Source organism: Amycolatopsis xylanica (assembly GCF_900107045.1).
In the GTDB taxonomy this organism is placed as follows: domain Bacteria; phylum Actinomycetota; class Actinomycetes; order Mycobacteriales; family Pseudonocardiaceae; genus Amycolatopsis; species Amycolatopsis xylanica.
Window position 1 is genome coordinate 252384 of sequence record NZ_FNON01000004.1, and the last position, 16508, is coordinate 268891.

Annotated in this window: 14 protein-coding genes; 4 read left to right on the forward strand and 10 right to left on the reverse strand. The window is 69.1% G+C overall.

From position 1 onward, the window contains the following. Positions 1-31: 31 nt before the first annotated feature. Positions 32-2545: an FtsK/SpoIIIE family DNA translocase gene (locus BLV57_RS20080; RefSeq protein ID WP_091290938.1), complete on the reverse strand. Its 2514-nt coding sequence runs from the start codon at positions 2543-2545 to the stop codon at positions 32-34. A gap of 138 nt (positions 2546-2683) precedes the next feature. Between BLV57_RS20080 and BLV57_RS20085 the strand changes: the two genes are divergently transcribed. The 4 genes from BLV57_RS20085 to BLV57_RS20100 are packed head-to-tail and all read left to right on the forward strand — an operon-like array spanning position 2684 to position 6544. Continuing rightward, positions 2684-3505 (forward strand): lysophospholipid acyltransferase family protein, encoded by an 822-nt coding sequence (locus tag BLV57_RS20085; protein ID WP_091290940.1) that lies wholly within the window; start codon positions 2684-2686, stop codon positions 3503-3505. A gap of 34 nt (positions 3506-3539) precedes the next feature. Beyond that, the gene (gene wrbA / locus BLV57_RS20090) at positions 3540-4148 is read left to right on the forward strand and encodes an NAD(P)H:quinone oxidoreductase (RefSeq protein ID WP_091290943.1); all 609 of its coding nucleotides are present in this window, start codon (positions 3540-3542) and stop codon (positions 4146-4148) included. A gap of 14 nt (positions 4149-4162) precedes the next feature. After that, positions 4163-5164: an EamA family transporter gene (locus tag BLV57_RS20095; RefSeq protein WP_091290946.1), complete on the forward strand. Its 1002-nt coding sequence runs from the start codon at positions 4163-4165 to the stop codon at positions 5162-5164. 27 nt (positions 5165-5191) lie between these two features. Continuing rightward, positions 5192-6544, forward strand: coding sequence for an amino acid permease (locus tag BLV57_RS20100; RefSeq protein ID WP_091290949.1), 1353 nt, complete (start codon positions 5192-5194; stop codon positions 6542-6544). On the opposite strand, the gene BLV57_RS20105 is transcribed toward BLV57_RS20100, so the two are convergent. From BLV57_RS20105 to thyX, 9 genes are all read right to left on the reverse strand, one after another. Further along, positions 6531-8174, reverse strand: coding sequence for a VWA domain-containing protein (locus tag BLV57_RS20105; protein ID WP_091290952.1), 1644 nt, complete (start codon positions 8172-8174; stop codon positions 6531-6533). The genes BLV57_RS20100 and BLV57_RS20105 overlap by 14 nt on opposite strands. A gap of 202 nt (positions 8175-8376) precedes the next feature. After that, positions 8377-10011, reverse strand: coding sequence for a ribonuclease J (locus tag BLV57_RS20110; RefSeq protein WP_091291915.1), 1635 nt, complete (start codon positions 10009-10011; stop codon positions 8377-8379). Between the two features lie 59 nt (positions 10012-10070). Beyond that, positions 10071-11084, reverse strand: a complete 1014-nt coding sequence (gene dapA / locus BLV57_RS20115; RefSeq protein WP_091290954.1) for a 4-hydroxy-tetrahydrodipicolinate synthase — start codon at positions 11082-11084, stop codon at positions 10071-10073. A 113-nt stretch (positions 11085-11197) separates the two neighbouring features. Then, entirely contained in the window at positions 11198-12664 is a 1467-nt protein-coding gene (locus BLV57_RS20120; RefSeq protein WP_176968725.1) for a serine/threonine-protein kinase, read from the reverse strand. Between the two features lie 33 nt (positions 12665-12697). Further along, positions 12698-13315 carry a LysE family translocator gene (locus tag BLV57_RS20125; protein ID WP_091290957.1) on the reverse strand — a complete coding sequence of 206 codons (618 nt, stop codon included), beginning with the start codon at positions 13313-13315 and terminating at the stop codon, positions 12698-12700. Further along, entirely contained in the window at positions 13315-13806 is a 492-nt protein-coding gene (locus tag BLV57_RS20130; protein WP_091290960.1) for an Lrp/AsnC family transcriptional regulator, read from the reverse strand. The genes BLV57_RS20125 and BLV57_RS20130 overlap by 1 nt, the downstream gene beginning before the upstream one ends. A gap of 63 nt (positions 13807-13869) precedes the next feature. Then, positions 13870-15111 (reverse strand): Nramp family divalent metal transporter, encoded by a 1242-nt coding sequence (locus tag BLV57_RS20135; protein WP_091290963.1) that lies wholly within the window; start codon positions 15109-15111, stop codon positions 13870-13872. A 131-nt stretch (positions 15112-15242) separates the two neighbouring features. Continuing rightward, a complete protein-coding gene (locus tag BLV57_RS20140) occupies positions 15243-15644 on the reverse strand; it encodes an ACT domain-containing protein (protein ID WP_091290966.1) in 402 nt (133 codons plus the stop codon). Then, positions 15644-16396: an FAD-dependent thymidylate synthase gene (gene thyX, locus BLV57_RS20145; protein ID WP_091290970.1), complete on the reverse strand. Its 753-nt coding sequence runs from the start codon at positions 16394-16396 to the stop codon at positions 15644-15646. The genes BLV57_RS20140 and thyX overlap by 1 nt, the downstream gene beginning before the upstream one ends. Positions 16397-16508: the final 112 nt, after the last annotated feature.

The following is a 16508-nucleotide window of genomic DNA, read 5'->3' on the forward strand; positions in this document are numbered from 1 at the left end:
GGATCCAACCCCTCGGCCGGTTGCACGCGAGTTAGTCCTCGTCGTCGGCGGGCCCGCCGTCGCCGCCGCGGATCATGAACAGCACCGACTCCAGCTCTTCCGGCTTGATCAGCACGTCGCGGGCCTTCGAGCCCTCGGACGGGCCGACCACTCCCCTGCTCTCCAGCAGGTCCATCAGGCGGCCCGCCTTCGCGAAGCCGACGCGCAGCTTGCGCTGGAGCATCGACGTCGAGCCGAACTGCGAGGTCACGATGAGCTCGGCGGCCTGCAGCAGCACGTCGAGGTCGTCGCCGATGTCGGCGTCGATCTCCTTCTTCTCGCCCGCCTTGGCCGAGGTGACGCCGTCCTGGTACTCCGGCTGCGCCTGTTCCTTGGCGAAGCCGACGACCGCGGCGATCTCCTCGTCGCTGACGTACGCGCCCTGCACGCGGATCGGCTTGCCGGCGCCCATCGGCAGGTAGAGCGCGTCGCCCATGCCGATCAGCTTCTCGGCGCCCGGCTGGTCGAGGATGACCCGCGAGTCGGTCAGCGACGAGGTCGCGAACGACAGCCGGGACGGGACGTTGGTCTTGATCAGGCCGGTGACCACGTCGACGGACGGGCGCTGTGTCGCGAGCACCAGGTGGATACCGGCGGCGCGGGCCTTCTGGGTGATGCGGACGATGGCGTCCTCGACGTCGCGGGGCGCGGTCATCATCAGGTCGGCGAGCTCGTCGACGATCGCCATGATGTACGGATACGGCTGGTAGACCCGCTCGCTGCCGGGTGGCGCGGTGATCTCGCCCGAGCGGACCTTCTTGTTGAAGTCGTCGATGTGGCGGACCTTGTTGACCTGCATGTCCTGGTAGCGCTGCTCCATCTCCTCCACCAGCCAGGCCAGCGCGGCGGCGGCCTTCTTCGGCTGGGTGATGATGGGCGTGATCAGGTGCGGGATGCCCTCGTACGGGGTCAGCTCGACCATCTTCGGGTCGATCAGCACCATCCGGCACTCGTCAGGGGTGGCGCGGGCGAGCAGCGAGACGAGCATCGAGTTGACGAAGCTCGACTTACCGGAACCGGTGGAGCCCGCGACCAGCAGGTGGGGCATCTTCGTGAGGTTCGCGGTGACGAAGTGGCCCTCGATGTCCTTGCCGAGGCCGACCACCATAGGGTGGGTGTCCTTGACGGTCGACGGCGCGCGCAGCACGTCGCCGAGGCGGACCATCTCGCGGTCGGAGTTGGGCACCTCGATGCCGACCGCCGACTTGCCGGGGATCGGCGCGAGCAGGCGGACGTTGTCGGTGGCGACGGCATACGCGATGTTCTTGGTGAGCGCGGTGATCTTCTCGACCTTCACGCCAGGGCCGAGCTCGACCTCGTACCGGGTGACCGTCGGGCCCCGGGTGAAGCCGGTGACCTGCGCGTCGACGTTGAACTGCTCCAGCACGCCGCCGATGGCCTCGATCATCGTGTCGTTGGCGCGGCTGCGGCTCTTGGGCGCGTCGCCGAGCTTGAGCAGCTCCGGCGACGGCAGCTTGTAGTCGCCTTCCACCGTTCGGGTGACCGCCAGAGCGGGCTCGGCCTTCGCGGGCTTCTTTTCGGCCACCTCGGCGGCGCGCTTTGACGAGCTCTGTGGCTTGGGCGGGCGCAGCGGGGTGGGCGGCTCGGCGAGCGCGGCCTCGATGTCGAGCTGCTCGCCCTCGGAGTTCGAGGCCTGGCGGCGGCGGGACGGCTTGCGCAGGCGGACGGACTTCGGGTCGGCCTCGGTGACGGCGTCGCGCTCGGCGTGGATGGCCTGGCGCTCGGCCTCGGCTTCGGCGATCTCCTCCTCGTCGAGACCCCAGTTGCGCAGGCGGTGCGGGATCTCGCGGACCGGGGTGCCGGTGAACACCAGCACGCCGAACCCGAGCACCAGTATCAGCAGCGGGACGGCGACCCAGCTGGTCACGCCCTTGACCAGCAGCCCGCCAGCGAACGCGCCGATGACGCCGCCCGCGTACATCTGGAAGTCCGTCTCCTCCGGCAGCCCGGTGAAGATGTGCAGCATGCCGAGCACGGCGAGGGTCACCAGCAGCGTGCCGATCACCATGCGGGGCCGGGTCTCCGGGCGTGGCTCGGAGCGCATCAGCGCGACGGCGGTGACGATCATCGCGAGCGGCAGCGTCACCGCGCCCGCGCCGAGGATGAAGCGGGTGCCGATCTCGACCCAGCGGCCGATCGGCCCGGCGGCCTGCCACCAGACGCCGACGGCGGCGATCAGGCCGATCGCGATGAGGCCCAGCGCCAGCCCGTCGCGGCGGTGCTCGGCCTCCAGCTCGCGGGTGCGCCCGACCGTGCGCGCCATGCTGCCGATGCCCTTGGCGAGCAGGCTCCAGCCACTGCGGACGGCCTTGCCGAAGGTGCCGGACGAGCTCTTGCGGCGCGGCGCCGGCCTGCGCGCGGCAGGCCTGGCGGCCGGGCGGGAGGCTGTCGACCTTGGCTTCGCGGTGGTACGAGGCTTGCGCGCCGGTCCCTTGCCCCCGCCGCGTCCTGAACTCTTCCTTGTCGTAGCCGACCCACTAGCCATGTATCCACGGTAACCGCAGGTCCCCGTTCGTCACGTCCGCCACTCGCAGCCCAAGCGAAACATTCGTCACTGTTTTGCGAAGCAACCAAACCTTGAGCGGCCAACCGGGTGAATCCGAAGGCATGAAATGCTGACGCCATGGTTGCACTGGGCCGGAACGGCATGGGCCGAGACGGAAATCGCCGCGCACCCGCCATCTGGCGGACGATGTTGAACCTCGACCGTGGCCTCGTGAACTTCGTCGGACGGCTGCGCGTCACCGGCGAAGTGTCCCCTGAGCTGCGGAAACAGCCGCTGCTGATGACCCCGAACCACATCGGTGTGTTCGACGCCTTCGTGCTGATGGCCGCGTGCAAGAAGATCGGCATCAACCCCCGGTTCATGCTGGCGGGCGGCATCCTCGACGCGCCGGTGATCGGCCCGGCCCTGCGTGCCAGCAACCACCTGCGCATCGACCGCGCGGAGTCCACCACCGCGGTCGGCCAGTTCGGCGAGGCCGCCGAGGCGCTGCGCACCACCCGCGACCCGATCATCGTCTACCCCGAGGGCCGGATCAGCCACGATCCCGGCCTGTGGCCCGAGCGCGGCAAGACCGGCGCGGCCCGGCTCGCGCTCGCCGCGGGCGTGCCGGTGATCCCGATCAGCCAGTGGGGCGCGCACGAGGCGGTGTACTGGGGCACCGAGACCGTCAACGGCCCGGCCGACCTGGCCCCGCTCGCCCGCTCCGGCCTGAGCGCGCCGATGCGGCGCCCGACGTTCCGCGTGCACTTCGGCAAGCCGGTCGACCTGTCCGAGATCGACCAGTCGCGTCCCAGCGCGGGCCGTCTCGCGCACGAGAAGATCATGCGCGCGATCGTCGAGGGCATGATCCCGCTGCGCCGGGGCGAACTCGACAAGCCGCGTTTCCACGACCCGACGCGGCCGACCGACACCGTCAGCCCCTGGAAGCCCACTTTCTGAGACAGGGCTTCGGGGTGGCCTACCCTCGGATGGCGTGAGCACACGGATTCTCGTCGTTTACTACAGCGCGACCGGCAACACCGCGAGCCTGGCCGAAGCGCTGGCCAAGGGCGCGCTCGACACGGGCGCCGAAGTCCGCCTGCGTACGGTCGCCGAAACCGCGCCACCCGAGGCCATCGCGACCAACCCGCGCTGGCAGTCCTATGTGGACGCGGGCCCGCGCGCCGATCTGGCCACGCTGGACGACCTCGAGTGGGCGGACGGCATCGCGGCGGGCACCCCGACCCGCTTCGGCGGGCCTGCCAGCCAGCTCAAGTCCTTTTTGGACACCACGGGCGGCTTGTGGGCCAAGGGAAAGCTCGCCGACAAGGTCGCGACCTCGTTCACCACCGCGTCGACGGCACACGGTGGTCTCGAGTCGACGATCCTGGCGATCAACAACATCTTCTATCACTGGGGCGCCATCGTCGTCCCGCTCGGTTACAACGCGAAACACCTGCTGGAGTCCGGAAATCCTTACGGCGGCTCGTGGGTGTCGCGCAAGTCGGCGGAACCGGACGACGTGGCATTGGAGGCGCTGCGCCTGCAGGGTGTCCGGCTGGCGACGATCACCGGGCACATCGCGGCGGGCCTGCGCGCTTGAGCCCAGCCCCGTAAATGGGGCGAAGAGTGTCGGGGGCGGGAGTTACGCTCGCGGGCGTGGCTATCGACGTTTTACCAGCGAAGACCCGGCAAGGGCGCGGGACGGCGCTGATCGTGCTGTCGGCGTTGTTCTTCAGCACGTCCGGGACGCTGGGGAAGCCGACGATGGTCGCGGGACTGACACCGCAGCAGGTCGCGGCCGTCCGGCTTGGACTGTCGGCGCTCGTGCTCTTCGCGGCCGTGGGGATCGTCAAGCCGTCGATCCTCAAGGTCGGCAAGGGTGAGTGGCGGCTGCTGATCGCGTACGGGCTGATCGGGGTCGGCGGGATCCAGCTGGTGTACTTCATCGCCACCAGCCGGATCCCGGTCGGGATCGCGATCCTGCTGGAGTTCGTCTCGCCGGTGCTGATCGCGCTGTGGACCCGGTTCGTGCGCAAGGTCCATCTCGCGAAGGCCGTCTGGGGCGGGATCGCGCTCGCCATGATCGGCCTGATACTGGTCGCGCAGGTCTGGCAGGGACTCAGGCTCGACGCGCTCGGGTTGCTCGCCGGGTTCGGGGCGGCGCTGTGCTCGGCCGGATACTTCCTGATCGGCGAACGGGGGCTGGCGAGCAGGCATCCGCTGGGCATGGTCACCTGGGGCATGGGCATCGGCGCGCTCGCCGTATGCGTGGTCGCGCCGCCGTGGACGATCCCGGTCCGCGTCCTCACCGAGCCCGCGGTGATCGGGCCGTGGCATCCGCCGGTCTGGGTGGCGCTGGTCGCGCTCATGCTGGTCGGGACCGTGCTCGCCTACCTCGCCGGGATCTCCGCGCTCCAGTACCTCCCGGCGGCCATCGCGAGCGTACTGGGGCTGGTCGAGGTGATACTGGCCAACATACTGGCGTGGATCCTGCTCGGTGAGGCGTTGACGGTCGTGCAGGCCGTCGGGGCCGTCGTGCTGCTCGCCGGGGCGACCCTCGTGCAGCTCAAATCCCCTGATCATCAAGTCGCCATCGGTGAGCCATTGCCCGGGTAGGACGGTTGCTGGAAAGATCCCGTCGCTATGGACACCGACGCTCGGGACACCGAGGGCCTGAAGCCGAATCTCCGCCAGCGGCACGTCCGGATGATCGCGCTCGGCGGGATCATCGGCGCGAGCCTCTTCATCGGCAGCGGGGCGGTGATCCACACCGTCGGGCCCGCCGCCGTCCTCTCCTACGCGCTGGGCGGGCTGCTGGTCGTGCTCGTCATGCGGATGCTGGGCGAGATGGCGACCGCGTCGCCCGCGCTCGGGTCGTTCATGGAGTACGCGCGCGAGGCGCTCGGCGGCTGGGCGGGCTTCACGATCGGCTGGCTGTATTGGTACTTCTGGGTTGGCGTGGTCGCGTTCGAGGCCGTCGCGGGCGCCAAGATCCTCGAGAAATGGGTGCCTTCGGTTCCGCAGTGGGTGTTCTCGCTCGTGCTCATGCTCCTGCTGACCGTCACGAACCTGCTGTCCGCGCGCTCGTTCGGCGAGACCGAGTTCTGGCTGGCGTCGATCAAGGTCACCACGATCGTCGTGTTCATGGTGCTGGGCCTGCTGTTCGTGCTCGGCTTCTGGCCGGGCGCCCACCTGTCCGCCGGCAACATCGCGCAAGACGGGTTCGTCGCCAATGGCGCGTTCTCGGTCATCCACGGCGTGGTGATCGTGATCTTCTCGTACTTCGGGGCCGAGATCGTCACCATCGCGGCCGCGGAGTCGAGTGAGCCGGAGAAGGCCGTGCAGAAGGCCACCGCCACCACCGTCTGGCGGGTGATCCTGTTCTACGTCGGCTCGGTCGCGCTGATCGTGATGATCATCCCGTGGCGTGAGGTGCCGACCGAGACGAGCCCGTTCGCCGCCGCGTTCGGCCGGTTCGGCATCCCGGCCGCCGAGACGATCGTCAGCGCGGTCGTGCTCACCGCCGCGCTCTCGGTGCTGAATTCGGGGCTGTACACGGCTTCCCGCATGCTCTTCGCGTTGAGACGGCACGGCTGGGCTCCGCGCTGGGTCGCCGACACGAACGCACGCGGCGTGCCGTGGAAGGCGATCCTGCTGTCCACCTCGGTCGGCTACGTGGCCGTGATCATGAGTTACGTCTCCCCCGACCAGATCTTCTACTTCATCATCAACTCGGCGGGCGCCGTCGCGCTCTTCGTCTACGCGATCATCGCGGGCTCGCAGCTCCGGATGCGCCGCACGCTCGAAGCCGAGGCGCCCGAACGCCTCAAGCTCCGCATGTGGGGCTATCCCTGGCTCAGCCGGCTCACACTCGCGGGCACGCTGCTGGTGGTCGTTTCGATGCTGTTCGTCGAGGACGCGCGTTCGCAGCTGTACCTCAGCCTCATCAGCCTGGCCGCGATACTGGGGATATATCAGGTGATCAGGCGCCGGTGAGCTTGCTCAGCGCCCCGAAGAACACGTCGGCGATCTTGCCAGGGTCCGGGGTGGTGAACGCCTGGCCGCCCGTCGGCTTCGTGATCTCCTGCAACTCGGTCGCGTCGATGTCCGGGCCGATGCCGATCCCGATGATCGGAATCGGCCGCCGCAGATCCTGCAACTTGCCGAGTTCACCAAGCAATTGCTCACGAGTGAGCCCGCCAGGGTCGGAGTTCTTGCCGTCGGTCATCACGATGACGACGTTGAGCCTGCCCGGCTCCCACTCGCGCCGCGCCACCCGGTACGAGTCCAAAACACTGTCATAGAGCCCGGTTTGGCCGTCCGGGGTCGCTTTGATGCCGCGCAGTTTCTCCAGCGGGCCGGGCTTGAGCTGCTCCCCGACCGGCGCCATCGGCAGCACTTCGCGATAGTCCTTGTCGCCGTCGAGCTTCGTGGAGAACGTCAGTATCCGCACCTGGCTGGTCGGTTTGAACAGGCGCAGGCCTTTCTCCGCCGCTTCGAGCGTCGCCTGCATCCGGGTCTTCTCCGTGCCGGGCACCAGCGCGGTCATCGAGCCGGAAACGTCGATGAGCACCTGGACCCGTGCGCTCAGGTTGACCCCGGCCCACTGGTTCAGTATCTGGTCCACTTCGGCCAGCGAAGGCATTCGCGCCGTCTGCAAACCCCGACCGGTCACGCGGTTGTCCGTGGCCGCGCGCAGCGCCTGCCCGCCGGCGGCGCGCAGGCCCGCGTCCGCGACGGCCACCGCGCCCGGCTGGGAGAGCAACGCCGACAGCACCGGCTCGATCGCCTTGGCCTGCGCGGGATCCGTGCCGGAGAGCACCGCGAACGGGTAGTCGAGCGAAGGCGCGGCAGGCGAATAGACCGAGACGAGCGGCGCGCCCGGTTTCGCGACATTGTGCCGCAGTATCGCGTTTTCCGAAGTCGGGAACGTGGTCACCGACTGGACCGCCAGGTCGGCGCCGGGCAGCCGGGTGAACAACTCCGCCTCGGTGGCGGTCGTGGTCGCCGAGAAGCGCCGCAGCAGCGAGGTGTACGCGGGCCCCGCGTCCGGCTTGCCCTTCGTGACGTCCCGCAGCCCGAACAGCGCCGACACCCCGACCGGATTCCTTGCCGGGTCCGGCATTCCGGGGGTGACCGTCCCGTCGCTCACCCCGAGCACATCCGCCCAGGTGAGCGTTTTCGACGGCCAGCCGAGCCCGGCCGCGATCTCCTGCGCGACCCCGAGCACCACCGGCGAGCTCGCCACCGACGGGCCGGACTCGGGCACCTGCGTCGCGCCGAGCTGACGCGCGCGCTGCAACGCCAAGGTGGAGCTGGGAACCCAGACCTGCGGTTTCACCGAGCCGTCCGAGATCGCCAGGCTTTCCGCCACCTGCGCGGAATCACGCGGCTGGACCTCGATCTGCGCGCACTCCTGGCGCACGCCCCTGACCACGTCGGTCAGCGCGGGCGCGATGTCAGGGGAAGCGGCCACGAACACTTTGGTCTGTGCCGCACAGGCGTGATTCGCGTGGACGAGCTGGATCACTCCAAAGGAGACGGCGCTGACCGCGATCACCACACCGAGCACGACGACGGGGACGAGAACCCGTCTTCGGGCCTTGATGGTCGAGTGTCGCCCCACCGGCGCAGCCTTTCTGCCGATCGGTCCGACCCCGCCCCGCGGGTCGACTGATGACTTCGAGATTAGTCAAAAATCGAGTCGGCTCCTAGTGCTGACCGGCTGAGAATGGTGGCGTTCTCCGTACGAAAAAGGATCAGCCCGCCCAGTCGCCCTTTCGGGCGGCCGGCGGGCTGATCCGGGACCGTGCTGGTGAAAAAGTGCCTCAGACTGGGATAACCGTGGGCACGATCATCGGGCGGCGGCGGTAGGTGTCGGCGACCCAGCGGCCGACGACCCGGCGAACGGCCTGCGCGATGCGGTGCGTATCGGTGATTCCCTCGGCCTCTGTACGGGCTAACTCCATTTCCACCAATGGAACCACGGCGTCGAGCGCTTTCGGATCATCCGAGAAACCGCGGCCGGAAATCGTCGGCGCGGTGACCGGGCGGCCGGTGCTGGTGTCGACCGCGATGGTGATCGCGATGAACCCACCCTCGCCGAGCACGAGCCGGTCGGACAGCGTCGACTCGCCGACGTCGCCGACGGACAGGCCGTCCACATAGACGTGTCCGACCTCGACCCGCCCGGTGCGGGTGGCCTTGCCGTCGACCAGGTCGACGACCACGCCGTCCTCGGCGATGACCACGTTCTCCGGCGAGACGCCGGTGCGCACGGCCAGCTCGCCGTTGGCGCGTAGGTGCTTCCACTCGCCGTGCACCGGCATGACATTGCTCGGGCGGACGGCGTTGTACAGGTACAGCAGCTCGCCCGCGGACGCGTGCCCGGAGACGTGGACCTTGGCGTTGCCCTGGTGCACCACGTTCGCGCCGAGCCGCACCAGGCCGTTCACGACCCCGAACACGGCCGTCTCGTTGCCGGGGATCATCGAGCTCGCCAGCACGACCGTGTCGCCCGCGCGGATCGAGATCTGCCGGTGCTCGCCGCGCGCCATCCGCGACAGCGCCGACAGCGGCTCACCCTGCGAGCCGGTCGAGACGAACAGGACCTTGCTCTCCGGCAGGTTGCTGGCCTGGTCGAGATCGACCAGCAGGCCCTCGGGGATGTTCAGCAGCTTGAGGTCGGCGGCGATGCCCATGTTGCGGACCATCGAGCGGCCGACGAACGCGACCCGGCGGCCATGCCGCTGCGCCACGTCGAGCACCTGCTGCACGCGGTGCACGTGGCTCGCGAAACACGCCACGATCACACGCTGGTCGACGCGGCGGATCACGTCGTCGAGCACCGGGCCGATGTCGCGCTCGGGCATGACGAACCCGGGCACCTCGGCGTTGGTGGAGTCCACGCAGAACAGGTCGACACCCTCGTCGCCGAGCCGCGAGAAGCCCGCGAGGTCGGTGAGCCTGCCGTCGAGCGGCAGCTGGTCGAGCTTGATGTCGCCGGTGTGCAGCACGACGCCCGCCGGGGTGCGGATGGCGACCGCCAGCGCGTCCGGGATGGAGTGGTTGACCGCGAAGAACTCGCAGTCGAACGGCCCCATGGTGCGCCGCTCGCCCTCCTTGACCTCGATCAGCTTCGGCTTCTGCCGGTGCTCCTTGGCCTTGGCCGCGAGCAGCGCGAGGGTGAACTTCGACCCGTAGATCGGCAGGTCGGGCCGCATCCTGAGGAGGAACGGCACCGCGCCGATGTGGTCCTCGTGGCCGTGGGTCAGCACGAGCGCGTCGATGTCGTCGAGCCGGTCCTCGATGGCGCGGAAGTCCGGCAGGATCAGGTCGACGCCCGGCTGGTCGTCCTCGGGGAACAACACGCCGCAGTCGACGATCAGCAGCCTGCCGCCGAACTCGAAGACGGTCATGTTGCGGCCTACCTCCCCGATGCCGCCGAGCGCGACAACGCGCAGGCCGCCTTCCGGGAGTGCTGGCGGGGCGTTGGTCGGCCCGGGGCCGGTGGAGAAGGAGGTCACCTAGGAATGGTCCCTACGCTGGTGTGAGTGGTCGGGGCGACGTAAGCCGCCGCCGAATCCGTGCGGGCTACCCGCTCAGTGTTCCAGTCCGAGGCCGTCGCACCTTCGAGTGGGACCCCCGCCTGGCTCAGATCGGCCCTGACGGCCTCGAGCTGGTCGGCGTTCGGCGCCACGATCGGCAGCCTCGGGTCGCCGACGTCGAACCCGCGCAGGCGCAGCGCGGCCTTGGCGAACGCGACCCCGCCGACGCGCGACATGGCCCGGTAGACCGGCAGCATGCCCCGGTGGTTGGTGCGCGCGGTCGAGACGTCGCCGTTCTCGTAGGCCTCGATCATCTTGCGGATCCGGCCGGCCACCACGTGTCCGATGACACTGGCCACGCCGACCGCGCCGACGGAGAGCCACGGCAGGTTCAGCGCGTCGTCGCCGGAGTAGTAGGCGAGCTCGGTGTTGGCGATGACCTCGCTGCCTGCCAGCAGGTCGCCCTTGGCGTCCTTGACGGCCACGATGCGGGGGTGCTCGGCGAGCCGGAGGAGGGTGTCGACCTCGATCGGCACGATGGAGCGCGGCGGGATGTCGTACAGCATCACCGGCAGGCCGGTGGAGTCCGCGATCGCCGTGAAGTGCGCGTGCAGCCCCGCCTGGGTGGGCCGCGAGTAGTACGGGGTGACGATCAGCAGCCCGTGCGCGCCGGCCGCCTCGGCCTGCTGCGACAGCTGGACGCTGTGTGCCGTGTCATAGGTGCCCGCGCCGGAGATGACCGCGGCGCGGTCGCCGACCGCCTCGACGACGGCGCGGATCAGCTCGGACTTCTCGGCGTCACTGGTCGTCGGGCTCTCGCCGGTGGTCCCGTTGACCACGAGACCGTCGTTTCCCAGGTCCACCAGGCGCGAAGCGAGCTCTTGGGCACGCTTCAAATCCAGCGCGCCGTCGGCGTCGAAGGGGGTGACCATCGCGGTGAGCACGCGCCCGAACGGTCTGCCGGGGGCTGCGGTAGGTGGAGTGGACATGACAAAGACGTTACCTCCTCGCACCGGTGATCCCGGTGACGACCTGGCTTTCCTCGCAGGTCCAGAAGATTTACCGGCGCGGGACTCACCTTGCCGGAAAGTCTCCGTTCCAGCTACTTGAGTTTGCGCACAATGTCGCCGTCGATCTGGCTTCCGTCCTTTTTGGTCAGCGCGCAGACGGCGAGCCGGACGCGTTCCTTGTCGTTGCCCGTGTCCCGCGCCCATTCCTGCTGGGTGGGCACCAGCGCGCGGAACTGCAGGCTCGGCCGCTGGTCGCGGAGCACCGCGTCGGACTGGAAGACCATCGTGCAGCGCGCCTCGGCCGCGGCCTTCAGCACCGCCAGGTCCGGATAACCGGCGTATGGGAGCTTGTCGTCGGTGTAGCTGCCGGTTTCGAGCACCTTGTAGGCGTCGAAGATCTGGAACTGGTGCACCTTCTCGCAGTCGACCTTGACGTCGGAATTGATCCGGTAACCGGCCGCGATCGGGGTGCTGTAGCAGTCGAGGCTGTCGTCCTGTTCGAACTCGAGCAGCTCGCCGCCCGCGCCGTAGGTCATCGTGGGCAGCATCGCCGCGCTGACCGACGGGCTCCAGATGAGCTTGCCAGCGAAGAGTCCCGCCACGAGCGCCACCACGGCGGCCACCGCGACGAGCGAAAGCCACAGGCCACGCTTGGGTTTCGCGGACGGGGCCGGTGCCACGGTCGTCCGTCCCGATAGGACCGGAGCGGTGATTTGCGCGCTGCCCGAGGTCGCCATCGCGAGCAGCGCCTTGGCCTGCTGCGGCTTGAGCCTGGCCTCCGGGCTGGCGATGAGCAGGCCCATGATCGCCGAGGCCAGCGGGCCCTGCGCCCTGGTGAGGTACGGGATCTCGGTCATGATCGCGTGCAGGGTCGCCGCGGTCGTCGGCCGTTCGAAGGCGACCGTGCCCTCGGCGGCGAAGAACAGCGTCGCGCCGAGCGCCCAGAGGTCCGACTCGGGCATGGCCTCCTGGCCGTTGACCCGCTCCGGCGACATGAACGCGGGCGAGCCGACCACCATGCCGCTGGTGGTGATGCGCGGGTCGTCGATGGCCTGCGCGATGCCGAAGTCGGCGAGCTTCACCCGGCCGTTCGAGGCGACCATGATGTTGCTGGGCTTGACATCCCGGTGCACGATGCCCGCCTGGTGCGCCGCGGTGAGCGCCGAGAGCACCTGCTCGCCGATGGCCGCGACCTGTTGCGCGGGCAGCGGCCCGTACTGCCGCACGACGTCCGCGAGCGTCGGCGCCTCGACCAGCTCCATCACGATGTACGTGGTGCCGTTGTCGTTGAGCACGTCGTAGACGGTGACGACCGCGGGATCGTTGAGCTTGCCGCCGGTGCGGACCTCCCGCATCACGCGCTCGCCGAAGACGGCCGCGCCGGGCCCGCCGTCGGGCAGGTGCAGCTCCTTGATGGCCACCTGCCGTCCGATCACCTGGTCCTGCCCGCGCCAGACCACACCCATGCCGCCGCGGCCGAGTTCGTTCAAGATCGCGTAGCGGCCGGCGAGCACGCGCGGCTGCTGCGCTGGCTGGGTGTGGGTCTGCTCGTGGGTCACGGGCGGAGATGGTAGCTGTAAGGGTTTTGGAAATCAGGCGAACACGTCACGGGCCAATAAAACTCCGGCGAGCGAGACGAACAGCACAGCCGACAACGCTGTCAGCGCGGCTTGTCCACGACCGCCGAACCGCTTGCCCGATCGGGCAACGACCCACGCGATGACCGCCTCGAGTCCTGATGCGACAACGAACCAGACCACAGTGAACACCGCGAGGCCGAACCAACCGCCGAGCTCGTGCGCGCGCAGCATGGTCGGCGTCCCGGTGGCGAGCCAGAACGTCCACGTGAGCGGGTTGGCGAGGTTCGCGACGACGCCTTTCCAGAACGCCCAAGCGGCCGCGGCTTCCGGTTCACCGTGCCGCCAAAGCCTGCGGGCGTCGCGGATCGCCTGTCCCGCAAGGAAAAGGAAGAAGATCGCGCCCGCGATGCCGACCCAGAGCGACGCGCCGGCGATGGCGGTGATCACCCAGGCGAAGGCGAGCGCGGGAATGAGCAGCACCAGGTCGGCGACCGCCGAGCCGAGGATCACCCGGAACGCCGCGCCGAAGCCGCGGGTCGCCGCCTCCTGCAGGATCGTGACGAAGATCGGGCCGACCGCGAGCGCCGCTCCCCCGCCGAGCAGCAGGCCGAGCCAGAGGATCTCGCCCATCAGTCGTCCTCGGGCGTGGCAGGGTCCGCGAGGTGACCGCCGCCGCGGGTCTCCTTGATCGTTTCCAGCGCGATCGAGGTGATCGTGCGGTACACGTCCGGCAGGGCGCGGACTTGAGCGAGCAACGCTCGGAGTTCCTGCGGCGTACCGACCCTGACCTTGACGATGTAGCTGTCTTCACCGTCGACGTCGTGACATTCGAGTATCCGAGGCTCCGCGTGGACGAACTCCTCGAACGGACCGGCCTCGTCGGGACCCGCCTTGGTGCCGATCCTGAGGTAGGCGACGAGGTCCTGGCCGAGCGCGCCCGCGTCGACGATCGTGGTGTAGCCGCGGATGACACCGGCCCGTTCGAGCCGCTTGATCCGCGCGTACACCGAGGGGCCGGTCAGCCCGACCGCCTTGCCGAGCGCGGCGTGCGTGGCCCGGCCGTCGGCTTGCAGCGCTTGGAGCAGCCGGAGGTCGACTTCATCCAGTGTTTCGTTGGTCATCCGCGTCCTTCATCAACGTTCCGTACGTTGATGAAGGTAGAAGCTCGATGTTTCGTTCGTGTTTCAGCCCGCGAACGTGAGGTAGATCAGCACCAGGTTCAGCGCGACGATCACCGCGGTGACGCCCCAACCCGCCAGCGTGGTGGCGCGATGGTTGGCGTCGGCGCCCATCACGTCCGGATTGCTGGTGAGCTTGATCAGCGGAGCCAGCGCGAACGGGATCCCGAACGACAGGACGACCTGGGAAACGACGAGCGCCTGGCTCGGGTCGACGCCGAGCGCCAGCACGACCAGCGCGGGCGCGAGCGTGATCAACCGGCGCAGCACCAACGGGATTCGCTTGCGCAGCAAGCCTTGCATGATCATCGCACCCGCGTACGCACCGACCGAAGTGGACGCGAGGCCGGAGGCGAGCAGGCCGATGGCGAGCAGCAGCGCGACGCCGGGGCCGAGCGCCTGCGAGACGGCCGCGTGCGCGCCTTCGATCGAGTCGACGCCCTCCCGGCCCTGCAGGTTGGTCGCCGCGAGCAGCAGCATGCCGAGGTTGACCGCGCCAGCGAGCAGCATCGCGACGCCGACGTCCACCTTGGTGGCGGTGAGCAGGCGGCGGCGCTGGTCGCCGGTCGGGTGCCCGTGGCGGTCCCTGGCCAGCGCGGAGTGCAGGTAGACCACGTGCGGCATGACCGTGGCGCCGAGCATGGCCGCCGCGATGAGAATGCTGTCGGCGCCGGCGAACTTCGGCACCAGGCCGCCCGCGATCCCGGACGCCGACGGCGGCTCGACGAACAGGCTCGCCAGGAAGCCCACCGCGATGACCAGCAGCAACCCGGTGATGACCCGCTCGAACGCGCGCTGGCCGGAGCGGTCCTGCACCAGGAGCATGCCGAGCGAGACCGCGCCGGTGATCACGCCGCCGAGCAGCAGCGGCAGGTCGAACAGCAGGTTCAGCGCGATCGCGCCGCCGACGACCTCGGCCATGTCGGTGGCGATGGCGACGACCTCGGCCTGCATCCAGTAGGCGAGCCGTCCGGTGCGGGGCATCCGCTCACGCAGCGCCTCCGGCAGCGAAAGGCCGGTGACCAGGCCGAGCTTGGCGGAGAGGAACTGGATGAGCATGGCCATCAGGTTGGCCGCGACGATCACCCAGACGAGCAGGTAGCCGAAGCGGGCGCCCGCGCTGATGTTGGACGCGACATTGCCGGGGTCGACGTACGCGATCGCGGCGACGAACGCCGGGCCGAGCAGGCTCGACCCACTGAGCCAGCGGACCAGTTTCGGCCGCCGCGCGGCTTCCGCCACTGCCATCGAGGCCACCTTCGGGGTTGTCGGGGAACCTAAATCGAAGTTTAGGCATGCCGAACATTCGCCGACAAGGGTGACTCCGCCCACCCGTGCCCGCTGTCGACATGTGGAGGTGTCGACAGCGGACGCGGCGTTTAAACGTCGAGGGTGACTTCGTGGCCGGAAGCGCGGAGTGCGGCCACCGCCGTGGACAGCTCAGGACCGCGGACGAGGACGTGGTCGGTGTCGAACGTGGAAATCGAGAACAACGCCACCCCGGCGGCGGCGAGCTCGCCCGCGAGCGCCGCGATGATGCCGGTCAGGTTGAACGCGAGCGGGCCGCGGACGGTCAGCAGGCGCCAGCCGTCCTCGACCTCCTGGGCGGCGGGCGCGAGCGCGGCGGGACAGATCACCGAAAGCTCATGGGGTGTGCGGGTGATCGAGACGAGGACGGCGGGGTCGGTCTTGTCGAGGAGCCCTGGCGGGACAGGGGCGTCGGCGGCCAGTTTGGCGACGGCGTACTCGCCCGGCTGAACATCAATCGCGAGACGGCGCATCAGCCTTCGAGCACCTTCGGGCTGGAAGCGACCTCGGTGCCGTCCGGCAGGAGGGAGATGGTGAAGTCCGCGAAGACATTGCCCGCGACCTTGTGCAGCTGGCGCAGGCATTCGATGGCCAGCGCGCGGATCTCGACGTCGGCGTGCTCGGTCGCGCGCATGGCGACGAAGTGCCGCCAGGCGCGGTAGTTGCCGGTGACCACGATGCGGGTCTCGGTCGCGTTGGGCAGCACGGCGCGCGCGGCCTGGCGGGCTTGCTTGCGGCGCAGCGTGGCGCTGGGCGAGTCGGCGAACTTCTCCTCGAGCCCGGCGAGCAGTTCGGTGTAGGCGTCCTGGCTGGCCTGCGCGGCGGCGAGGAACTTCTCGTGCAGCACGGGATCGTTCGCGATGACGTCCGGCTCGACGAACGACGCGTCACGCTCGGGGACGTACCGCTGGGAGAGCTGCGAGTACGAGAAGTGCCGGTGGCGGATCAGCTCGTGCGTGAGCGAACGCGAGATTCCGGTGATGTAGAAGGAAACCGAGCCGTGCTCGAGCACCGAGAGGTGGCCGACCTCGATGATGTGGTCGATGTAGCCTGCGTTCGTGGCCGTCTTGGGGTTCGGCTTCTTCCACGACTGGTAGCAGGCCCGGCCCGCGAACTCGGCGAGCGCCTGGCCGCCGTCGGCGTCGGTGGTCCACGGCACGTCCTCCGGTTCGAAGAACTCCGTTTTCGCTATCAGTTGCACCTTCGGTGAAACCGTCTCGGCCACGTTCGACTCCCTACTCGATCCTCGTCGAAGGCAGCGTAACCGCCGATGCCGGTGACACCACCGTGACACCATGGGCTCCTTGACTGACGTCACGGGTGACGTCATAGTGGCG

Excerpts from the sequence above, each read along its gene's own strand:
- BLV57_RS20080 (WP_091290938.1), bottom strand. The coding sequence starts at position 2,545 with ATGGCTAGTGGGTCGGCTACGACAAGGAAGAGTTCAGGACGCGGCGGG.
- BLV57_RS20085 (WP_091290940.1), top strand. The coding sequence starts at position 2,684 with ATGGTTGCACTGGGCCGGAACGGCATGGGCCGAGACGGAAATCGCCGC.
- BLV57_RS20095 (WP_091290946.1), top strand. The coding sequence starts at position 4,163 with ATGGGGCGAAGAGTGTCGGGGGCGGGAGTTACGCTCGCGGGCGTGGCT.
- BLV57_RS20100 (WP_091290949.1), top strand. The coding sequence starts at position 5,192 with ATGGACACCGACGCTCGGGACACCGAGGGCCTGAAGCCGAATCTCCGC.
- dapA (WP_091290954.1), bottom strand. The coding sequence starts at position 11,084 with ATGTCCACTCCACCTACCGCAGCCCCCGGCAGACCGTTCGGGCGCGTG.
- BLV57_RS20125 (WP_091290957.1), bottom strand. The coding sequence starts at position 13,315 with ATGGGCGAGATCCTCTGGCTCGGCCTGCTGCTCGGCGGGGGAGCGGCG.
- BLV57_RS20130 (WP_091290960.1), bottom strand. The coding sequence starts at position 13,806 with ATGACCAACGAAACACTGGATGAAGTCGACCTCCGGCTGCTCCAAGCG.
- BLV57_RS20135 (WP_091290963.1), bottom strand. The coding sequence starts at position 15,111 with ATGGCAGTGGCGGAAGCCGCGCGGCGGCCGAAACTGGTCCGCTGGCTC.
- BLV57_RS20140 (WP_091290966.1), bottom strand. The coding sequence starts at position 15,644 with ATGCGCCGTCTCGCGATTGATGTTCAGCCGGGCGAGTACGCCGTCGCC.